Here is a 21,581-nt window from a genome sequence, read left to right on the forward strand (position 1 = left end):
TTACCTTCCAAAAGATTCTGATAAAATAATCATGAATTGAAAATGATTATCAATAGCGATGGAGGGACAAATATGAAAAGATACTTAAATTTATTTTTATCAGTAGTTTTATCAGTGGTTTTATTTGCAGGCTTAGTGGGCTGTAGCAAGAGTGATGCTTCAGAAAAGAGTGTTGCAGAGAATAATGACAAGCCATTTACAATAAATTATTTAGGAAAAGAGTATTCCTTTGATAAGAAGGCTAAAAATGTAGTACTTGCAAGTTTAGAAGGAATGGAGGATGCAGCAGCTCTAGGAGTTGAAGCAGTAGGAGTGTTAGATGTTGCTGGTAAAGTACCTAAATATTTAGAAAAGGACTTTAAGAATGCAACTTTAGTAGGAGACAAGATGAATCCTAACTCAGAAGTTATATTAGGCTTAAATCCTGATGTTATTATAGGGAGTTCAAAACTTGGAGAAGAGGCAACGAGTAAATTAAATAAGATTGCAGTAACATTACCCTATTCACATATATCAGCTAACTGGAAAGATAATCTGTTAGCTCTAGGAGAGATAACAGGTAAGACGGATGTAGCTAATAAATTAATTTCAGATTATGAAGAGAAAGTTTCAAAGACTAAAAAAGAACTTTCAAGTGAATATAAAGATAAAAATGTTTTAGTTATTAGAATTAGACGTGGAACAATGTATGTATATCCGGCAGATGTATATTTAAATCCAGTTTTATATAATGATTTAGGAATAAAGGTTCCTGAAATAGTTACAAATTCAAAAGCACAAGCAGAACTTACTATAGAAACTTTATCAGAAATAAATCCAGATGCAGTCTTCTTACAATTTGATAATTTTGAGAATACAGATGCACCTGAGGCTTTAAATCAGCTATTGGAAAATCCTATATTCAAGAGTATAGAAGCTTCTAAAAATAACAAAGTATTTGTTAATACTGTTGATCCTTTAGCTCAAGGTGGAACAGCTTGGTCAAAGGTTAGATTCTTAGATTCAGTTGTGGATAACTTATTAAAATAGAAAGAGTGAGCTGTCTTTGTGACAGCTCAATTTTTTAAGGGGATAAAGATGAAGGGTTTAAATAAAAAAAATTTGATAATATTTGCAATATGTATAGTAGGAATAATTACTGTAACTATTTTATCGGTTACTTTAGGAACTAAAACTATACCAAAAGAAGTTGTTTATGATGCTGTATTTAAATTTGATGTAAATAATGTAGATCATTTAATAATTATGAATAATAGATTACCTAGAGCAATAGCCGTATTAGTTGTTGGAGGATTTTTAGCTGTAGCTGGTGCAATTATGCAAGGTATAACAAGAAATTATTTGGCTTCGCCTTCATTAATGGGTGTAAATGATGGATCGGCTTTTTTTATTACTATAGCTATGGTTTTCTATCCTGGACTTTCAAATGGAAGTTTAATTTTAGTTTCTATAGTTGGATCTGTAGTTGGAGCATTATTAGTTTTAGGCATAGGCTCATCTATAAAAAATGGATTGTCACCAGTTAGACTTGCTATTATAGGAACAATAGTAGGAAGCTTTCTAAGTAGCTTGGGATCAGCAATTGCAATGTACTTTCAAGTATCTCAAACTATTTCAGCTTGGTATAATACAAAAGTCAATACTATAAATAGTGATTTATTAAAAATGATTATACCCATAGGAATTGTTGGAGTTGTAATAGCAATTATGATAGCTAAGGATATAACAATAAGCTCATTAGGAGAAGATATGGCAATTAGTTTAGGGCAAAGAACAGATATAGTGAAGTTTTTATCCATGGGTGCAGTAGTTTTACTTACAGCTACTTCAGTTGCATTAGTTGGAAAGATTGCTTTTGTTGGACTAGTAATACCTAATATAATTAGAATTTTAGTTGGACATGATTATAAATACATAATTCCTTATTCTTTAATTGGAGGAGCCTTCTTCTTAAGTTTATGTGATCTAATAAGTAGATACATAGAATATCCTTTTGAAACACCAATTGGAACAGTAACTGCTATTATTGGAGTACCTTTCTTTTTATATATGATAAAAACTAAAGGAGGGTCAAAAAATGCATAAAAGAGAACTTAAATATTCTTTTATAGTAATAGCATTATTATTACTAGTTGTAGTAGCATTTTATTTACATTTAATTAATGGGATGTTTGATATTAGTATTGGAGAAGTATTTCAAACATTATTTAATTTAAACGATAATGAAAAGTTTAGATTAGTAGTATTTGAATTTAGACTTCCAAGAATAATAATAGCTATTTTAGTTGGAGTAGGCTTATCAATAGCAGGGCTTTTTCTACAAGGAATTACTAAAAATGAATTAGCTGATCCAGGGATACTAGGAATAAATTCTGGAGCGGGGGCTGCTATTATTATATACATGTTTTTTGTTCAGTTTAATTCATCAGTATCAGATGGAAGCAATTTTTTAAGTATATTTGCTATGCCTATCTTTGGTTTTATAGGTGGTATGGCGGCAACAATATTAATATTATTATTCTCAAAAAATAATAACAAGATGGATATGCAAAGGCTTATCTTAACTGGGATAGCTATAAACAGTGGCTTTTCAGCTATTTCTATGCTTTTTTCGATGAAAATGAATGCTTCTGATTTTGAATTTGCTGCTATTTGGCAGGCAGGATCTATATATAATGCAAACTGGACTTTTATTTATATGATGCTTCCTTGGATAATATTTTTAGGATTATATCTTTATAGAAAAGTTCATTTACTAGATTATTTTCAATTAGAAGAAGGTAGCATAGTTAGCCTGGGTATAAACTTAGAAAAAGAAAAAAGAAAATTACTATTTGCTTGTGTTGGGTTAATTAGTTCTTGTGTATGTGTTGCTGGGAATATTGGTTTCATTGGATTAATGGCACCTCATATAGCAAGGCAACTAGTAGGAATAAAACATAGAAAACTTATGCCTGTAACAGCTTTAATTGGAGCCTTTCTTTTAGTAATATCAGACTTTATTGCTAAAACTGTCTTTGCTCCTTCAGAGTTAGCTGTAGGAATAGTAGTATCTATTATTGGTATTCCTTATTTTGTATATTTATTATTTAGATCATAAAGAGGTAAGATATGAAGAATGCTATTAATATAAAAGATTTAAAAATAGGATATGATAAAAAGATAATAATAGAAGAGTTAGATTTAAGCATTGAAGCGGGAAAAGTAACAAGTATCATTGGCCCAAATGGATGTGGTAAATCAACCTTATTAAAAAGCATAGGAAGAATACTTAAGAAGGAAAAAGGGCAAGTATTTCTTCTAGATAAAGATATGGATAATATGAAGAGTAGGGAAATAGCAGAAAAGCTTGCTATACTATCACAAAATCCTACAGCTCCTTCAGAATTAAAGGTAGAAGAGTTAGTTTCTTATGGAAGATATCCTCATAGATCTAATATAAATAAACTATCCAGTAAGGATAAGGAAAAGATTGAATGGGCCTTAAAGGTAACTAATACTATTGACTTTAGAGAAAGAGACTTATCAGATTTATCTGGAGGACAAAGACAAAGAGTTTGGCTAGCAATGGCATTAGCACAAGAAACAGGCATATTATTATTAGATGAGCCAACTACTTTTTTAGATATGTCTCACCAGCTTGAGGTACTTAATATTGTAAGAAATCTAAATGGAAGACATAAGTGTACCATAGTTATGGTTTTACATGATATTAATCATGCAGCAAAGTATTCTGATTTCATTATTGCAATGAAAGATGGGAAGATACTTTATAAGGATAAACCAAATTTAATAATGAATAAGAAAGTATTAAAAAATATTTATAATATAGATGCAGAACTTATAATAAATGAAAATTATAATGTTCCTTTATGCTTGAATTATGAATTATTGTAAGTGAGGGAATGGGAGTGGAGTTTCATTCTGAATTATGGAAATTAGATTATAACTTAATAAATTATTTAAGTAATGAAGAAGGCGTATATAAGAAGTGTACTCCTTCTTCATTTATGTTAAGAAATGTTGGAGTAAATATGCTAAATTTAGATAGTTATATATAAGCTGAAATGGTATTATTATGTCATAAGAATGATTTAAATATTTATTATTATAAAAACAGATATTCATAACAATAAAAATAGAGTTAGATATAATATGAATGAATTTGTAATAAGTGTAGGTATATATGTATAAGAGTTAAATGAAATAGCTTTGGAAGTTGCTGAAGATATAGGTAATGTTAAAATTTCATTAAGTTCTAATTTATGTGGGTAAGTATATTAAAAGATGTATAGGTAATATGGAGGGTTTATGAGAGAATATATAGTAGATGATAAGAATAACAAGATAAGGTATCATGATTTACCAGGAAAAGATACTCCAATATTATTTATTCATGGGTTAGGTTGTGCTGGATCCTTTGATTATCCTGAAGTAGCTGCACAAACTGAGTTGATTGAACACAGACGAATATTAATAGATTTGCTAGGCAGTGGCTTTAGTGATAAACCAGATGATTATTTATATACAGTTAAAGAACATGCAAATTATTTATATAATTTTGTACAAGACTTAAAGATTAATAAGTTTATTATTTTCGCACATAGTTTAGGGGGCCCTATTGCACTTGAACTTGCAGAAAAATGTAGAGATAGCATTGAAACAATTATTCTTAGTGAGGCTAATTTAGATAAAAGTAATAAGGGATCATCAAGCTATGACTTTGGAACTTGTAAGGAAGAGGATTTTATAAATAGTGTATTTGATGAAACTATTAATGAAAACACCATTGGAAATTCTATGTGGTCAGCTGCATTATCAGTTTGTTCCCCTAGAGCAATTAGTAGAATTTCTAAATCAGCAGTTGCTGGAGGAGATCCATCATGGCGCGGAATATTATATTCATTACAATGTAAAAGGACTTTTATTTTTGGTGAAAAATCTTTACCGGATAATGATGAAATCCAGTTAGAAAGAGAATTGATAAATATTGAAATTGTTAAATCAGCGGGACATTCTATGGCTTGGGAAAATCCAAAGGGATTAGCAGAAGCAATTAAAAAGGGGATTATTTATGCAAGAGAACCATAGCCATAAGAGAATCTTTCATGTAACTATACTTAACACTAAAATATAGATTTAATAGGAAGCTATATGGATAAGAACTTATAACAATGATGGAACCTAAAAAGATGATTCCTAAACAAAATAGGAATCATCTTTTTATATACTCTATCTACATCTTAATTATACCATATACAAGAAGACAATTACAGACTGGTAATTTCAGGTGTATATGATAAGATATCAATACTAATTTAAAATCCTAATGCTCATTACAAGGAGGAGATATCTTGTCAATAAATAAATCAGAATTGTTAGTAGAAAAGTTATGGTTAGAGACTGTACTTAGGGAAGTAAAAAGGCAATTAGAAGAAAAGAAAAATTTCAAAGATAATTTTAAAAAAGAGGCTATTGAGACACAAAGAGAGTTGTGGGACAATGTTGGGGCAGTTTCAGTAGAAAATGGATTGCAACATGTTGTAGATTTCATGCAATTTATTAATACTATGAAAATTCAAAAGAGAAGCCATGAGTTTGAAAGAAAATTAGTTGATAAATATGAGAATATGATTTCATCTCCTTACTTTGCAAGAATGGATTTCAAGGAAGAGGGACAAGAAAAATTTGAAAAGTGTTATATTGGAATTTCTAACTTAATTAATGAAGATTATGATTTTCTTATATATGATTGGAGGGCTCCAGTTTCTAGTATGTTTTATGATTATGAAATTGGAAATGCTTATTATAAATGTCCTGAAGGGATTATAAATGGAAGAATATCAATGAAAAGACAATATAAGATTAGTGATGGCAAAATTGATTATATCTTTGACAGTAATATAAAAATAGATGATGAAGTCTTGCAAGATATATTAAGCAAAAGTAGTGATAATAAAATGAAGGCTATTATAACTACAATTCAAAAAGAGCAAAACAAGGCAATTCGTAATGAAAAATATAAGAACTTAATTGTTCAGGGGCCTGCTGGAAGTGGGAAAACTTCTGTGGCTCTTCACAGGATTGCCTATTTATTATATAAGCATCGTGATATTATAACAGCTAATAATATAGTTATATTTTCCCCAAATAATATTTTTAATGATTACATTTCAAATGTTCTACCACAGCTTGGTGAAGATAATATGCTACAAACTACCTTTAAAGAATATATGCATAAGGTCTTAGAGGGGGTAGAAGGTAAAGAAGATTATTGTGAAATGATGGAGAATATTTTTGGTGATAAAAGTGAAGTATCTTTTGATTCTAGAATAGAAAGCTTAAAGTTTAAGTCTTCTGCTGACTTTGTTAATTTATTAAAAGTATATATAGAGTACCTAGAAAAAACCAGCTTGGATTTTCAGGATATTAAATTAAGAGGGGATATTATAATTTCAGCATCAGAAATACAGGAATTGTTTTATAAGGACTATGAGAGCCTACCCCTTAAGAGAAAACTAGAAAAGCTAAAACAAAGAATTTTATATCTTATAGAACCCTATGAAAAAAGACTAGTTGATAAAACAGTGAAAGAAGTAGAAGAAGAAGGTGGATATTTAGAAGGGGATGAAATAATTAAGGTAAGTAAAGCCTTAGTAGCTGGAGAAATTAAAGCTATAGTTAATGAGATAGGTGAGAAAACTAAATTTGACCTAATGGACTGCTATAAAAGCTTTTATGAAGATTTAGAAGGCTTCTTAGAAATGGCAGATATTAAATATGATAGAAAAATTATTAGAGAAATAAAAAGATATACCCTGGAAAATTTAAGGGCTAAAAAGATAAATTATGAGGATCAAATAGCTCTACTATTTATAATAGGAGCTGTAGGTGGTATTCCTAAAACAGAAGAAGTAAAGTATGTAATTATTGATGAGGCACAAGATTATTCGCCATTACAGTATGAAATTTTCAATCAATTATTTAATACAGCAAATAAAACAATCCTTGGTGATATATCTCAATCCATTAATCCTTATATGAATGTTGGAAGCTATAATAATGTCATAAAGATACTTAAACCAGAGGATACTTCAATAATAAATTTAACTAAAAGTTATAGATCAACAATGGAAATAACTAAGTTTTCACGAAAAATATTAAGTGAAGAAATTAGTGATGAATATGTGGAAAGAAATGGGGACTTGCCTAAATTAGCTGGTTTCTTAGATGAAGAAGATATAATTGAAAGAATAGTGGAAGGGGTAAAAGTCCATAAGGCTGATGGACATAAATCCATAGGAATAATAACAAAAAATATTCATGAGGCTAAGAGGGTTTATAATTATTTAAAGGATAGGATTAATGCTAAAATCATTGTAAGTGAGGATGATGAGTATATTAATGATATTTTAGTTATCCCTGCATATCTAGCTAAGGGCCTAGAATTTGATGTGGTTATGATATATAATGCCAGTGATTTAAGATATAAGGATGAAGAGGACAGGTTGCTACTTTATACAGCTTGCACAAGAGCCTTACATCGCTTGGAGATATTTTATTTAGGGAATTTATCACCATTATTAATGTAATTAAATGTAGTGAAGGAGTTACTTGGACTTCTTCACTATTTTTACTTTCAACTGACTTTTTAAATGTAGTAGTAATAATGGTCCCATTATAGGAAGCTTTTAGGGCTAACTAGAATAATAAAGAGGTAATTTGAGGATAATAAGATGACAACAAAGATTATTGGAGTTGATTATATGGGATATAGGTTAGAAGTTAACCAGTTTAATGATTTACTAAAAGCTCTAGAAAAAAAATACGAGATATGGGGTCCTAAAAGGTTTGTTGGAAAAGGGAATTTTGCTGATACAGATTATATTAGATATGAAAAAGTTCATAATTATGCAGAAATTGAGTTTAAAGAAAAGTCTAACTCATCAGCTAAGGAAGTTGTATTTCCAATAACACAAACAATACTATATTTTAATGAGGATGAATTTAGGGTTCCTAAAGATAAATTAAGAGAAAAGCTTGTTATAGCTAGAGCCTGCGATATTACAGGAATACATAGACTTGATACCTTGTACTATAGGAATGGAGAGCCAGATTTTTATTACAACAGATTAAGAGAAAAAGTAAATTTCATTATTTTAGAATGTCCACATTCTTATAGAAATTGTTTTTGTGTTTCTATGGGAGGAAACAAAACAGATGATCATGTAATGGGTATGAAAGTAGATGAAAAAGATATATATATGGAAGTAGATGAAGAAAAATTTAATAAGTTTTTTACTGATTTAGGGCTAGAGGATGTGGAGTATAATTTTCACTATGTAGATCAAAATGAAATAAAGCTTGATGTTCCACATGTTGTAGAAATTCCCATAGAGGTAACAACGGATGAAAGAATATGGGGAGATTATAAAAGATGCATTAGATGTGGTAGGTGCAATCTAAATTGCCCAACATGCACCTGCTTTACAACTTCAGATTTATTTTATTCAGAAAATAGTAATGTGGGTGAGAAAAGGAGAGTATGGACCAGTTGTCATTTTGATAGCTTTTCACTTATGGCTGGTGGTCATACCTTTAGGAAAAGTGATATGGAAAAAGGTAGATATCATGTATTACATAAAGTATATGACTATAAGAAACTCTTTGGAGAAGGAAATATGTGTGTAGGTTGTGGTAGATGTGAAGATACTTGTCCACAATATATTTCATATATAGCAACAGTTAATAAACTAACTAAAGTACTAGAAGAGGAGCATCCAGAAGTGGTAAAGGAGGTTTGTAATAATGAATAATAATGTACTTCCACAATATTATGAACTAATTGAAATAATAGAGCAAACTCCAATAGAGTATATATTTCAGATAAGATATGATAAGATTGATGAAATAAATTATGGTCAGTTTTTACAAGTATCTGTTCCTAAGGTTGGAGAGGCTCCTATATCTGTAAGTGATTTTAATAAAGAAGAGGGGTATATAGAGCTTCTAATAAGAAAAGTTGGTAAGGTTACAGATGCTATATTTGCTCTAACTCCAGGAGATAAAATAGGATTAAGAGGCCCATATGGTAATGGATTTCCTTTTGATAAGTATAAAGGAAAAGATCTAATTATTATTGCAGGGGGTTCAGGTGTAGCACCTGTTAGGTCAATGATACAAGAGGTTTATAAAAATATGTCTTCAGTAAAAAATATAGAGTTATTATTAGGATTTAAGGATAGAGAGTCAATATTATTTGAAGATGATATAAAAAAGTGGAAAAAACAAATGAATGTAGTTGTCACTTTAGATAAAGGTGAAGAGACAGACTGTAACTATATTGGTTTAGTAACTCAACATTTAGATAAATTAACAACTTTACATAATAGATCCCAAAAAGATAATTTGAATATTGTAATAGTTGGACCACCAGCAATGATGAAATTTACTGCTTTAGAGGTTAAAAAGTATGAGATTCAAGATGAGAATATATGGTTAAGTTTTGAAAGAAATATGAGTTGTGCAGTTGGTAAGTGTGGTCATTGCAGAATAAATGAAACTTATGTATGTCTTAAAGGACCAATTTTTAATTATGAAAAGGCGAAGAGTCTAATTGACTAAGAGGTGAAGTATTATGATAGGAAATTTAGATTTAAAATCATTAAGGAATAATGAGTATAGGGAATCTAAAGTTAGAGGAAAGTTTATGGTTAGCATAAGGGTTCCAGGTAGTATTTTCCCAGCTAAATTATTACCAATAGTTCAAGAGATAGCAGAGAAATATGGTAGTGGCAAGATACATATGCAAACAAGACAAAAGCTATCAATTCCAGATATACTATATAAAGATGTGAATGCAGTAAATAAATTACTTGCACCTATAATTGAGGAGTTAGAAGTAAATATATGTGGCATTGAATTACCAACAGTTGATGAGGGCTATGCAACTATTGGAGCAAGAAATATTATGAACTGTATAGGTTCATATCATTGTACATTTGCTAATGTAGATACAATATCGCTTGCAAGAAAATTAGAAAAGGATATATACCCTAACGATTATCACATAAAAATTGCAGTTTCAGGATGTCCTAATGATTGCTCAAAGGCTAATTTTTCTGATTTTGGAATAATGGGAATATCAAAAATAGATTATAACTACGATAGGTGTATTGGTTGTGGAGCTTGTGTTAGAGAATGTAAGCAACATGTTACATCCGCTCTTTATGGTGAAAATGGAAAGGCTGCAAAACAAGTAGATAAGTGCATAGGATGTGGTGGTTGTGTGAAAGTATGCCCTACTATGGCTTGGTCAAGAAATAATAAAAAATATTACTGGGTAAAAATTGGAGGTAGAACAGGAAAACAAACACCAAGGGCTGGTAAAACAATGTTTATGTGGATTACCGAAGAGCCTTTACGTCAAATAGTAAGAAATATATTTATGTTTCAAGATTATGTTCTTGATGGAAAACCAATATATCGCCATTTTGGTCACCTTATTGATGAATCCTCATACAAGGTTTTTAGAGATTTCATAATGGGAAATAGTAAAAAGGCAGAAGAATTACAAGTACCTAAGGTGATTTTAAATGATGAGGCTTTGGTAGCAGATAGGATTTACTGGGATGAGGATGAAAGTGTTGCAAGAATTCATCTGAAAAATTATTAATAAAAAGTAATTTTATGAAAAAAGTACAATTACTTATGATAAAGTAGTTGTGTTTTATTGTATTTAGAATGCTAGAGCTTATGCGGATGGTTCGGGCAATTAACAAAGTATTATAGAAGGAGTTTGATAAAAATATATAATTAAAAGTTGAAAAGGAGGTTATAGAGTCAAATATAGAAAGCTTAAAATAAATATAAATTGCAAGTTTAAAAATAGATGGATTTTAAATGTTAAGATGAAACCCTCTACTAATTTCATTAGTGGAGGGTTTTCTTTATATATAAGTTAAGAATATTATTTTAGATTTGATTAATTTATGAAAAGGTATACGAAAGAGCTTGAAATGGATTTATTAATATGCTAGTATACTAGTATAGAAGAAAATAAAAAATAGAAGTAGGTGGGTATATGAATAGTGTTTTAGATAAATTTACCTTGAAGAAGCCCTTTCTAATTTGTATAGACTCTGATGGATGTGCAATAGACACTATGGATGTAAAGCATATAAAATGCTTTGGACCAATTATGGTAGAAGAGTGGGATTTACATAAGTGGAAGGAAGATATATTAACTAGTTGGAATGAGGTTAATTTATATACTTTAACAAGAGGTATTAATAGATTTAAAGGGTTAGCAATTGCTCTTACAGAAATAAATGAAAAGTACATAAATATAGAAGGTCTTGAAGAATACTTAAGTTGGGTAAAAGAAACTAAGGAGCTGTCAAATGAATCCTTAGAAAGAGAAATTAAAAAAGCTACTGGAAATGTTACTTGCATAAGAAAAGCCTTAGAATGGTCAAATTCAGTTAATAATTCTATTAAAGCTTTAAATTCAGAGGAAAAGAAGTCTTTTGAAGGAGTAAAGGAAGGAATAATTAAGGCTAGGGAAGTAGCAGATATTGCAATAGTATCTTCAGCAAATGAAATAGCAGTATTAGAAGAATGGCTTGAAAGTGAACTTCTTGAATATGTTGATATCGTTCTTGCTCAAAATGTTGGAACAAAGGCATTTTGTATAAGTAAACTTTTAGAAAAAGGATATAAAAAAGATAATGTCTTAATGGTTGGAGATGCTATTGGAGATTATGAATCAGCTAAAGTTAATGATGTTTTATATTATCCCGTACAAGTTAAAAAAGAAAAGGAATCTTGGTCAAGATTTGTTGATGAAGCATTAGTTAAACTTATAGATGGAAGTTATAAATCTGAATATGAAGAAAAGATTGTAGCAGAATTTAAAAGTAATTTATGTAAAGATAATAAAGAAATATAAAGGAGAGAGAGCTTTGGATAAATTAGAGTTTAAAAGTAAAAAGGTCTTAGGCTTTGGAGAAATAATGCTAAGACTTACTCCTCCTAACAACCAAAAGATAATGCAAGCTACTTCCTTTGAGGCAGTTTACTCAGGGGGGGAGGCAAATGTTATTGCAAGCCTTGCTATCTTTGGCAATGATACTAAGTTTGTAACTAAACTACCTAATAATTATTTAGGACAAAAAGTAATAAATAAGTTTAGAGGGTATAATGTTAATGTAAACGATATACTGATTGGAGATGGAAGGCTAGGTGTATATTACTCTGAAATAGGACATGGAGTAAGGAGTACAGAAGTTATTTATGATAGGAAATATTCAGCTATTTCCATGGCTAAAAAAGAAGAATTTGATTTAGATAAAATCCTTGATTCAGTAGGACTAATACATTTATCTGGAATTACACCAGCTTTAAGTCAGGAATTATATGACTTTACTATAGAGGTAATAAAGAAGTGTAAAGAAAAAGGAATTATAGTATCCTATGATTCTAATTTTAGAGAGAAACTTTGGACTATTGATAAAGCAAGGATTTTTTTAGAAGAAATATTACCTTATGTAGATATAGCCTTTTTAGGTACTTTGGATATGGTAAATATTCTAAAATATGAAAATCCTAATAATAGCTTTGAAGAGGATCTTGAAACCTTGTATAAAAGATTATTTAAGAAGTATCCTAACTTAAAATATGCAGCATGTACCAAGAGACAAGTAAATTCAATAAATAATAACTCATTAAAAGGATATTTATTTAATGGAGAAAAATTATTGAAATCTAATGAATACACCTTTGATATTTTAGATAGAGTTGGCGGAGGAGATGCATTTACAGCAGGTGTACTTCATGGAATTTTAAAAGATATGGATGAGGAAAGAATTATTGAGTTTGGAATATGTGCAAGCTCCTTAAAACATTCAATTCAAGGAGATATAAATTTAGTAGATGAGGAAACTGTCAATACATTAATAGACAGTGGACTTTGTAATATAAAAAGGTAAATTATTAAATATAAAAGGAGAGGATTATATGAAGAAGGTAGATTTAAAGGCAAAACCATTTTATTTATCAGAAGAAGATGTGAATTGGGTAGAAGAAACAATAAAAGGAATGACAATTGAAGAAAAAATCGGACAATTATTTGTAATAATGGACAAGTCTCCAGATGGAGGAAGAACAGCATCAGAACTTATAAAGAAATATAAGCCCGGCGGAGCAAGATATATGGGAGGAAATGCTTCACAAGTATATGATCAAATAAAATTATATAAAGAAGCTTCAAAGCTACCACTACTAGTTGCTTGTAACTGTGAAGCAGGTGGAGATGGTGCAGCTCAAGGGGGAACCTACATAGCAGCTCAAGCCGCAGCAGGAGCGGTAAGTGATGATAAGGTTGCATATAATCTTGGATATGTTTCTGGAAGAGAATCAGCAGCTATAGGATGTAACTGGGCTTTTGGACCTGTTTCAGATATTTTCCTAAATTGGAGAAATACAATAATAAATTCTAGATCTTATGGAGATGATCCAGATAAAGTGCTAGAATATTCAAAGGCCTATATTAGAGGACTTGAAGAAAGTAAAATGTCAGCATGTACAAAACATTTCCCAGGAGATGGTGTTGAGGAAAGAGATCAACACTTACTTATGGGAGTAAATGATCAAAGTATTGAAGAATGGGACAAGACCTTTGGAAAGGTATATAGAGGACTTATTGAAGAGGGAATAAAGAGTATGATGGTTGGACATATTGCATTACCAGCATATTCAAGAAAGTTTAAACCTAATATAACTGATGCAGAAATTATGCCTGCAACTCTAGCTCCAGAAATACTTCAAAATCTATTAAGAGAAGAATTAAACTTTAATGGATTATTAGTAACGGATGCATCTCATATGCTAGGTATGACAAGTGCAATGCCAAGAAATAAACAAGTACCAACAGCTATTGCAGCAGGATGCGATATGTTCTTATTCTTCCATCATGCTGAAGAAGACTTTAAATACATGATGGATGGTTATAAGGAAGGAATAATAACTGAAGAAAGATTAGAAGATGCATTAAGGAGAATATTAGGCTTAAAGGCATCAATGAATTTACATAAGGATTTATTAGAAGGAAATTTAATGCCAGATAAAGAAGGCTTAAGGATTTTAGGTTGCGAAGAGCATAAGAAAATGGCTGAAGATGCAGCAAAGAGAAGCATAACTTTAGTTAAGGACACAGAAAACAATTTACCAATAACACCAGAAACTCATAAGAGACTAAAGGTGTATTATGTAACAAATCCGCAACCTATGGATATGATATTTGGAAATAATGGGACAAAGGCTGCAATTAAAGAAGAACTTGAAGCAGCAGGATTTGAAGTTGATATGCATGAAAATTATCATGATTTATCTGCAAAGGAAGGTCATACATATCAAAGTATGATGAAATCAACCTTTAGTGACAGTGTAGAAAAGTTAAAGGAAAACTATGATGCTGTATTAATGTTTGTAGAGATGAAAGGATACTGTCAAGAAAATGTTGTTAGAGTTCAATGGTCTATAGGACATGGAAGTGAAATTCCTTGGTATGTAAGAGAACTCCCAACTATCTGTATATCATTAAGTCAAACAACTAATTTATTTGACTTACCAATGATGAAGACCTATATTAATGCCTATGGCTCAACAAGAACAGTTATAAGAGAAACTGTTAAGAGAATAAAGGGTGAGGAAGAATTCCAAGGAAAACATAATGAAACTGTATTTTGTGAAAGATGGGAAACAAGATTATAAAAAAATTTAAAATATTTAAAATATATGGAGGTTTAAAATATGTTATATCCAATAATTACTGAAACAAGAAGTGTAATAGATCTAAGTGGGATTTGGGATTTTAAATTAGATAAGGGAACAGGTTTTTCAGAAAAGTGGTATGAAGGAAAATTAAAGGATACATTAAATATACCAGTACCAGCTTCATATAATGATTTAGTAGAAACAGAAGAAGTAAGAGATCATTTAGGGTGGGTATGGTATCAAAGAACTTTTGAAATAAATAAATCCTTATTAAATGAAAGAATTGTATTAAGATTTAGTTCAGCTACACATGAAGCTAAGGTGTACTTAAATGGAAAGTTCTTAATGGAACACAAGGGAGGCTTCACACCATTTGAAAGTGAAATTAATGAGTATTTAGTAAAGGGAGAAAATATATTAACTGTTGCAGTTAATAATATCATTGATGAGACTACACTTCCAGTTGGATTAGTAAAGAAAGATGAAAATGGAAAGATAGTAAAGAACATAGTTAATTTTGATTTCTTCAACTATGCTGGAATACATAGACCAGTTAAGATTTATACAACTCCAAAAAATTATGTAAATGATGTAGAAATAGTAACTGATTTTAATGGGAATGAAGGATATGTAGATTATAAAGTATCTATTGCTGGAGAAGGGGATGCTAAGGTAAGGATTATTAATGAAGATGATTCTGTAGTAGCAGAGTCTACTGGATTAAAAGGTAGAATCATAATTAATGATGTTAAGCTTTGGGAACCAATGAATGCATATCTTTATAAGTTAAAAATTGATTTAGTTGAAAATGAAGAATTAATAGATACATATACAGAAAATTTTGGTGTAAGAACTGTTACTGTAGAAGATGGAAAGTTCTTAATAAATAAAAAGCCATTTTACTTTAAGGGATTTGGTAAACATGAAGATTCTTATGTAAATGGAAGAGGAATAAATGAAGCTGTAAATGTAAAAGACTTTAATTTAATTAAGTGGATAGGGGCAAACTCTTTTAGAACAGCACATTATCCATACTCAGAAGAAATAATGAGACTTGCTGATAGAGAAGGAATAGTAGTTATTGATGAAACTCCAGCAGTTGGATTGCACTTAAACTTTATGGCTACAGGATTATTTGGAGAAGGTGCAAAAAGAGATACATGGAAAGAAATCGGAACTAAGGAAGCTCATGAAAGAATATTAAGAGAGTTAGTTGAAAGGGATAAAAATCACCCTTGTGTAGTTATGTGGTCTGTAGCTAATGAACCAGATTCAGATTCAGAAGGTGCAAAGGAATATTTTGAACCATTAATAAAATTAACAAAAGAACTAGATCCTCAAAAAAGACCTGTTACAGTTGTAACATATCTTATGTCAACTCCAGATAGATGTAAAGTTGGAGAAATCGTAGATGTACTATGCTTAAATAGATATTATGGATGGTATGTTGCAGGTGGAGATTTAGAAGAAGCTAAGAATATGCTAAGAGCTGAATTAAATGGTTGGAATAAGAGATGTCCTGGAAAGCCAATAATGTTCACAGAATATGGAGCAGATACTGTTGCAGGAATGCATGATACTGTACCTGTAATGTTTACTGAAGAATATCAAGTAGAATATTACAAAGCTAACCATGAGGTAGTAGATGAGTTTGAGAACTTTGTTGGAGAACAAGTTTGGAATTTTGCAGACTTTGCTACAAGCCAAGGGATAATTAGAGTTCAAGGAAATAAAAAGGGTATATTTACAAGAGAAAGAAAGCCTAAGATGATTGCCCATTCTTTACGTGAAAGATGGACTAATATACCTGACTTTAATTATAAAAAATAATTATTAAAGACAAAAGCTGCCTATAGGTAGCTTTTGCTCTTTATATAAAAAATATAAAAATTAAAATACAAGTATACTAATATTCTTTATATTTGTGATATAATATATTATGTAAAAATACTTACAAAAGTGTTAGGAGGATATATAAGTGATTCTTTATGATAAGTTAGAGAAAGAAACCAGTAAGGAGTATACATATAGGGTTCTAAAGGATAATATAATGGCTTTAGAATTAAAACCAGGAATGTTATTAAGTGAATCAGATCTGGCCCAAAAGCTTAATGTTTCAAGAACACCTATAAGGGAAGTATTAATTAGATTAAAGAGTGAAAAACTTATTGAAGTTAAACCTCAATCAGGTACTTTTGTATCTTTAATTGATTGGAATTTAATTGATCAGGCTATTTTTATGAGATATAACCTAGAAAAAATGGTATTAGAAGAAGCTTGTGATAACTTTCCAGAAGATGATTTAATGGAAATGGAAAAATGTTTGTTTGCTCAAAAATTAATAATAGATAAAAGTGATAATTTGATAGAGTTCCATAATTTAGATAAACAATTTCATAGGCTTCTATTTAAAGGTACTGATAAAAACGATATTTGGGAAGCTATAAGCAACATAAGTACTCATTATAACAGAATGAGGTTATTATCTGAGATTAACTCTGAAAAGGGATGTATTATTGATCAGCATATAACATACTTAGATATTATAAAAGAAAAAAAGAAGAATATTATAGAAGAGGTAGTTTCTAACCACATTAAGAAACCTATGGATGGATGGGTGAAATTAATAGAGAACAATCCAGAAATTGCATCTTATATTAAAAATAATAATTAGTAAAAATCTTTTAAAAGATTATTCCAAAATAGTCTTTTAAGGGATTTTTTTATTTTATAGGTAAAAGAGAAGAATATAAGAAAAATCAATATGAAAATGTATACAAAAACTGTTGCAATTCATATTCTAATATGCTAGTATACAAGTATAGCAATTATACAGGAGGGATAGTAAATGAAATTACCATTTAATATTGAGCTAAAAGATAAGGTTTGTGTAGTTACAGGTGGAACAGGAGTATTATGTGGAGCAATGGCAGATGCATTAGCAGAATGTGGAGCCAAGGTAGCCATTTTAGCATTAGGACAGGAGGCATGTGATAATAAAGCAAAATCCATAAATGATAAGGGTGGTATTGCAATAGGAATTGAAGCAAATGTTCTAGATAAAGAAAGCTTAAGAAAGGCACATGAAGTAATACTAAAAGAATTTGGGAAAGTAGATATTCTAATAAATGGAGCTGGTGGTAACCATCCTAAAGGAACAACTACTAAAGAATATTTAGATCCAGAAGACCTAGAAAATGAAGATTTAATAACATTCTTTGATTTAGATCCAAAGGGAGTTGAGTTTGTTTTTAATTTAAACTTTTTAGGAACATTACTTCCTTCACAAGAATTTAGTAAAGATATGATAAATAGAGAAGGTGCAACTATTATCAATATATCTTCAATGAATGCATTTACACCACTAACTAAAATTCCTGCTTATTCAGGTGCAAAGGCATCAGTTAGTAATTTCACTCAATGGCTTGCGGTACATATGTCTAATGTAGGGATAAGGGTAAATGCAATAGCACCAGGATTCTTTGTTACAGATCAAAATAGAAAATTACTATTTAATGAAGATGGAACAGCAACTCCAAGAACTGAAAAGATATTAAATAGTACACCAATGGGAAGATTTGGAGAAGCAGATGAGTTAATAGGGACATTATTATATTTAGTTTCCAATGAAGCTTCTGGCTTTGTTAATGGAGTAGTTATTCCTGTTGATGGAGCATTTTCAGCATACTCAGGTGTATAAAGGAGAGTATAAAATGGTTTTAGAAGAATTAAAAGAAAATGGTATTGTTGCTGTAGTAAGAGGTAAGAATCATGAGGAGGCAATTTCTTATATAGAAGCTTGCTTAAGTGGTGGTATTAAAGCAATTGAGCTTACTTATACAATACCAAATGTAAATGAGTTAATAGAAAAGTATAGAGATAATGAGAATATTTTAGTGGGAGCTGGAAGTGTACTAGATGGTAAGATGGCAGTTCAAGCTATTAAATCAGGTGCAAAGTATATAGTAAGTCCAGGATATAATGAGGAAGTAGATATAGTTTGTAAGTCTTATGAAGTTCTTTATTTACCAGGATGCATGACTGTAAGTGAAATGATGAAGGCAATGGAGCAAGGTAATAAAATGATTAAGCTTTTCCCAGGGGATCTATTTGGACCTAAGTTTGTAAAAGCTGTAAAGGCACCAATACCTGGAGTTGAAATAATGCCTACAGGTGGAGTTACCCTAGAAAATATGGAAGAATGGTTTAAAAATGGAGTTTCATGTGTTGGAGTAGGAAGTTCACTTTTAACAGGTAAGATAAGTGAAATTGAAGAAAGAGCAAAAAAATTCGTGGATAAATTTGAAGAAATTAAAGATAGGAGGTAACTATTATGAAGATGACATTCAGATGGTATGGTAAAGAAGACCCAGTTAAAATTGAATACATAAGGCAAATACCAGGAATGAAGGGTATAGTAACAGCTATATATGATATTCCAGTTGGAGAAGTATGGCCATTAGAAAAGATTTTAGAGTTAAAAAATGAAATAGAAAGTCATGGATTGGAACTTTCAGTAATAGAAAGTGTACCAGTTCATGAAGATATTAAGCTAGGTTTACCAACTAGGGATAAATATATAGATAACTATATTGAAACAATTAGAAACTTAGCAAAGGCAGGAATTGAAACAATTTGTTACAACTTTATGCCGGTATTTGATTGGACAAGGTCTGATTTAAGTTATGAATTAGAAGATGGCTCAACATGTTTAATTTATGATGAAGAGCAAGTTAAGAAAATGGATCCAGCTTTGGGGGAGTTAGAATTACCAGGATGGGATACTTCTTATGGAGAAGGGGGATTAAAAGGATTACTAGAAAAATATAAGGATATAGATGAAGAAGCTTTATGGAATAATCTTAGTTATTTCATTAAAAGAATAATGAAAGTTGCAGATGAAGTTAGAATGAAAATGGCAATACATCCAGATGATCCACCATGGGGAATATTTGGACTTCCAAGAATAATTACGAACTTTGATAACTTAAAAAGGTTTATAGATTTATATGATAGTCCATATCATGGAATAACATTATGTACAGGCTCTCTAGGATGCACTAAGACAAACGATATGGTAAAGATGATTAACTATTTTGGTAAAGAAAGAAATAGAATTCATTTTGCACATCTTAGAAATGTTAGGATAACTGGAGAACATAGCTTTATGGAAGTTGCACATCTATCAGAAGCAGGGTCCCTTGATTTCTATGAAATAGTAAAAGCTTATTGTGATTATGATTTTGATGGACCTTATAGACCAGATCATGGAAGAATGATTTGGGGAGAAACAGGAAGACCAGGATACGGATTATATGATAGGGCCTTAGGGGCAGTTTATATAAACGGATTAACTGAAGCGGTAAAAAAGAGTAAAAGGGAAGAATAGGAGAATTATTATATGAAGAAGTTTATGGGCAATGACTTTTTATTAGAAACAGAAGTAGCTAAAGTATTGTATCATAATTATGCTTCAAAGGTGCCAGTATTTGATTATCACTGTCACCTAGTTCCCCTTGAAATAGCTACAGATCATAAATTTAAAAATATAACAGAAATGTGGCTATATCATGATCATTATAAGTGGAGAGCTATGAGAAGCTATGGTATTGATGAAAAGTATATAACTGGGGATGCAACGGATTATGAAAAGTTCTATGAATTTGCTAAGATGATGCCATATTTAATTGGTAACCCTATTTATCATTGGTCTCATTTAGAACTTAAGAGATTCTTTGGAGTTGAAGAAGTTTTAAGTGAAAAAACCGCTAAATCTGTTTGGGAAAAGTGTAATAATGCCATAGAAGAAAATAATTTAACTGCTAGAAAACTTATAGAAATGGCAAATGTTGAGTACATAGGAACAACAGATGATCCAATTGATGATTTAAGATATCATAAGAAAATAAATGAAGATGAAAATTTTAAATGTGAAGTAAGACCTTCTTTTAGACCAGAAAATGCTATGAAGATTGAAAATCCAATGTTTATAGATTATATTAATCAATTATCCATAGCAAGTAATATAGCAATCGAAAATTTTGAAGGTTTAAAGAAAGCCTTAGAAGTAAGATTAGATTATTTCTATGAAAACGGTTGTTTAATAACTGATCACAGTTTGGAAAGAGTTAAATTTTTAGATTATAGCTATGAAGAAGTAAATGAAATATTAAGAAAAGCACTAAATGGTGAGAAAATTACAATGGATGAAGCTGCTAAATATTCAACAGCAATATTAATAGCATTAGGTGAAATGTATCATGAAAGAAATATGGTGATGCAACTTCACATAGGAGCATTAAGAAATAATAACACTAGGATGTTCAATAGAGTTGGAGCTGACGCTGGATTCGATAGTATGGATGATGGTGAAATTGCATATTCCCTATCAAGAATACTAGATGAACTAGATAAAAATGAAAAATTACCTAAAACAATATTATATTGTTTAAATCCTAAAGATAATGAAGTTATAGGTACTATGATTGGAAACTTTCAAGATGGTACTATTGCAGGAAAAATCCAATTTGGTTCAGGATGGTGGTTTAATGACCAAAAGGACGGAATGGAGAGACAAATGACTGCATTATCCCAATTAGGTCTTCTTAGCCAATTTGTTGGGATGGTAACTGATTCTAGAAGCTTTTTATCTTATACAAGACATGAATATTTTAGAAGAATACTATGTAACTATGTTGGTAAGTTAGTAGAAAGTGGACAATACCCATACAATGAAGAAATACTCGGAGAAATAATTGAAAATATTTGTTATAAAAACTCTAAAAATTACTTTACTAAATAATAAA

Annotated in this window: 19 protein-coding genes; all 19 read left to right on the forward strand. The window is 30.4% G+C overall.

The genetic code is table 11. The features are described 5' to 3' along the window. Window positions 1-72: 72 nt before the first annotated feature. Window positions 73-1,029: an ABC transporter substrate-binding protein gene (locus ACSYT2_RS02490; protein WP_430857207.1), complete on the forward strand. Its 957-nt coding sequence runs from the start codon at window positions 73-75 to the stop codon at window positions 1,027-1,029. A gap of 48 nt (window positions 1,030-1,077) precedes the next feature. Then, the gene (locus ACSYT2_RS02495) at window positions 1,078-2,085 is read left to right on the forward strand and encodes a FecCD family ABC transporter permease (RefSeq protein ID WP_430857208.1); all 1,008 of its coding nucleotides are present in this window, start codon (window positions 1,078-1,080) and stop codon (window positions 2,083-2,085) included. Next, window positions 2,078-3,100 carry a FecCD family ABC transporter permease gene (locus ACSYT2_RS02500; protein ID WP_438383234.1) on the forward strand — a complete coding sequence of 341 codons (1,023 nt, stop codon included), beginning with the start codon at window positions 2,078-2,080 and terminating at the stop codon, window positions 3,098-3,100. The genes ACSYT2_RS02495 and ACSYT2_RS02500 overlap by 8 nt, the downstream gene beginning before the upstream one ends. 11 nt (window positions 3,101-3,111) lie before the next feature. Beyond that, entirely contained in the window at window positions 3,112-3,897 is a 786-nt protein-coding gene (locus tag ACSYT2_RS02505; protein ID WP_430857210.1) for an ABC transporter ATP-binding protein, read from the forward strand. 14 nt (window positions 3,898-3,911) lie between these two features. Then, on the forward strand, window positions 3,912-4,061 hold the full coding sequence (locus tag ACSYT2_RS02510) for a hypothetical protein (protein ID WP_430857374.1): 150 nt from the start codon (window positions 3,912-3,914) through the stop codon (window positions 4,059-4,061). Between the two features lie 250 nt (window positions 4,062-4,311). Then, window positions 4,312-5,091, forward strand: coding sequence for an alpha/beta fold hydrolase (locus tag ACSYT2_RS02515; protein ID WP_438383236.1), 780 nt, complete (start codon window positions 4,312-4,314; stop codon window positions 5,089-5,091). A 263-nt stretch (window positions 5,092-5,354) separates the two neighbouring features. Continuing rightward, on the forward strand, window positions 5,355-7,592 hold the full coding sequence (locus tag ACSYT2_RS02520; protein WP_438383237.1) for a HelD family protein: 2,238 nt from the start codon (window positions 5,355-5,357) through the stop codon (window positions 7,590-7,592). Between the two features lie 144 nt (window positions 7,593-7,736). Continuing rightward, entirely contained in the window at window positions 7,737-8,816 is a 1,080-nt protein-coding gene (gene asrA, locus ACSYT2_RS02525; protein ID WP_438383239.1) for an anaerobic sulfite reductase subunit AsrA, read from the forward strand. Beyond that, a complete protein-coding gene (gene asrB / locus ACSYT2_RS02530) occupies window positions 8,809-9,624 on the forward strand; it encodes an anaerobic sulfite reductase subunit AsrB (RefSeq protein ID WP_438383241.1) in 816 nt (271 codons plus the stop codon). The genes asrA and asrB overlap by 8 nt, the downstream gene beginning before the upstream one ends. Window positions 9,625-9,637: 13 nt before the next feature. Beyond that, entirely contained in the window at window positions 9,638-10,675 is a 1,038-nt protein-coding gene (asrC, locus tag ACSYT2_RS02535; protein ID WP_430857215.1) for a sulfite reductase subunit C, read from the forward strand. Between the two features lie 408 nt (window positions 10,676-11,083). Continuing rightward, the gene (locus ACSYT2_RS02540; RefSeq protein WP_438383244.1) at window positions 11,084-11,950 is read left to right on the forward strand and encodes an HAD hydrolase-like protein; all 867 of its coding nucleotides are present in this window, start codon (window positions 11,084-11,086) and stop codon (window positions 11,948-11,950) included. Between the two features lie 13 nt (window positions 11,951-11,963). After that, a complete protein-coding gene (locus ACSYT2_RS02545) occupies window positions 11,964-12,989 on the forward strand; it encodes a sugar kinase (RefSeq protein ID WP_430857222.1) in 1,026 nt (341 codons plus the stop codon). A 28-nt stretch (window positions 12,990-13,017) separates the two neighbouring features. Next, the gene (locus ACSYT2_RS02550) at window positions 13,018-14,772 is read left to right on the forward strand and encodes a glycoside hydrolase family 3 protein (protein ID WP_438383246.1); all 1,755 of its coding nucleotides are present in this window, start codon (window positions 13,018-13,020) and stop codon (window positions 14,770-14,772) included. Window positions 14,773-14,811: 39 nt separating this feature from the next. Then, window positions 14,812-16,605, forward strand: a complete 1,794-nt coding sequence (gene uidA / locus ACSYT2_RS02555; RefSeq protein WP_438383248.1) for a beta-glucuronidase — start codon at window positions 14,812-14,814, stop codon at window positions 16,603-16,605. A 148-nt stretch (window positions 16,606-16,753) separates the two neighbouring features. After that, window positions 16,754-17,449, forward strand: coding sequence for a GntR family transcriptional regulator (locus ACSYT2_RS02560; protein ID WP_438383250.1), 696 nt, complete (start codon window positions 16,754-16,756; stop codon window positions 17,447-17,449). A gap of 174 nt (window positions 17,450-17,623) precedes the next feature. Next, window positions 17,624-18,475, forward strand: coding sequence for an SDR family oxidoreductase (locus tag ACSYT2_RS02565; protein WP_438383252.1), 852 nt, complete (start codon window positions 17,624-17,626; stop codon window positions 18,473-18,475). A 13-nt stretch (window positions 18,476-18,488) separates the two neighbouring features. Continuing rightward, on the forward strand, window positions 18,489-19,103 hold the full coding sequence (locus ACSYT2_RS02570) for a bifunctional 2-keto-4-hydroxyglutarate aldolase/2-keto-3-deoxy-6-phosphogluconate aldolase (protein WP_438383254.1): 615 nt from the start codon (window positions 18,489-18,491) through the stop codon (window positions 19,101-19,103). A gap of 5 nt (window positions 19,104-19,108) precedes the next feature. Continuing rightward, window positions 19,109-20,164 (forward strand): mannonate dehydratase, encoded by a 1,056-nt coding sequence (gene uxuA / locus ACSYT2_RS02575; protein ID WP_438383256.1) that lies wholly within the window; start codon window positions 19,109-19,111, stop codon window positions 20,162-20,164. Between the two features lie 12 nt (window positions 20,165-20,176). After that, window positions 20,177-21,577: a glucuronate isomerase gene (gene uxaC / locus ACSYT2_RS02580; RefSeq protein WP_438383258.1), complete on the forward strand. Its 1,401-nt coding sequence runs from the start codon at window positions 20,177-20,179 to the stop codon at window positions 21,575-21,577. Window positions 21,578-21,581: the final 4 nt, after the last annotated feature.

It is taken from the genome of Clostridium zhoujianii (assembly GCF_051590805.1).
GTDB lineage: Bacteria > Bacillota > Clostridia > Clostridiales > Clostridiaceae > Clostridium.